This is a genomic window from Jiella sp. M17.18, from assembly GCF_041027365.1.
Lineage (GTDB): Bacteria > Pseudomonadota > Alphaproteobacteria > Rhizobiales > Rhizobiaceae > VKMB-3413.
Genome location: NZ_JBFTEH010000051.1, coordinates 1 through 973 on the forward strand (window position 1 = coordinate 1; position 973 = coordinate 973).

Annotated in this window: 1 protein-coding gene; it reads left to right on the top strand. The window is 65.0% G+C overall.

What is annotated here, in order from left to right; translation table 11 throughout:
- Positions 1–181: 181 nt before the first annotated feature.
- Positions 182–973 (top strand): IS21 family transposase (gene istA, locus AB5S17_RS23415; RefSeq protein WP_369243579.1); only part of this gene is annotated, 792 nt, incomplete at its 3' end.

The window sequence follows — 973 nt, forward strand, 5'->3', positions numbered from 1 at the left end:
TGCGAAATCCGAGGGAAGTCGCCCACGATTCCGATTTGATGTCGCCCACCATTCCGAACTGAAGTCGCCCGCTGTTCCGAGATGATTTCGCCCGGTCGGGTGACGGCTCTGCTGACCTGTTCAAAGTCCGCTTTTTTGGGGTTTCCGAAGGAGCGGGCGAATGCCAGCAGAGAGGACTGCCATGCGGCAGGTTCGAGAAGTTGTCCGACTGAAGGCGGCGGGGCTGTCGGCGCGCGAGATCGCCCTGCGCATCGGCGTGGCGCCGTCGACGGTCCGGCTGACGTTGAAGCGACTGGCGGACGCCGGCCTGGAAGGGGCGCTCCCGGCCGAACTGAACGACGAGGCGCTGGAAGCACGGCTGTTCAGTCACGTCGGCACAAGGCAGGGCCATCGCCGCCGCGTCGAACCGGATTGGGCTGAGATCCATCGTGAGCTGAAGCGCAAGCACGTCACACTGTCGATCCTGTGGGACGAATACATCGCCCAGCACCCGGACGGCTATCGCTACTCCCGGTTCTGCGACCTCTATCGCGGCTTCGAGCGCCGGCTTTCCGTCACCATGCGCCAGGTCCATGTCGGCGGCGACAAGCTGTTCGTCGACTATGCCGGCGATACGGTGCCGGTGATCGTCGACCGGTTGAAGGGCACGGTCCGCCCCGCTCAGATCTTCGTGGCGGTGATGGGCGCTTCCAACTTCAGCTACGCGGAAGCGACCTGGACGCAGGGCCTCGGCGACTGGATCGGCGCCCACACCCATGCCTTCGAGGCCATTGGCGGCGTGCCCAACCTGTTGGTGCCGGACAACACCAAGGTCGCGGTCATCAAGGCCTGCCATTACGATCCGCAAATCAACCGCACCTACGCGGCGATGGCCGCCCATTACGACACCTCGGTGCTGCCGGCTCGGCCCCGCAAGCCCCGCGACAAGGCCAAGGTCGAGGGCTGTGTCCTCATCGTCGAGCGCTGGCTCATC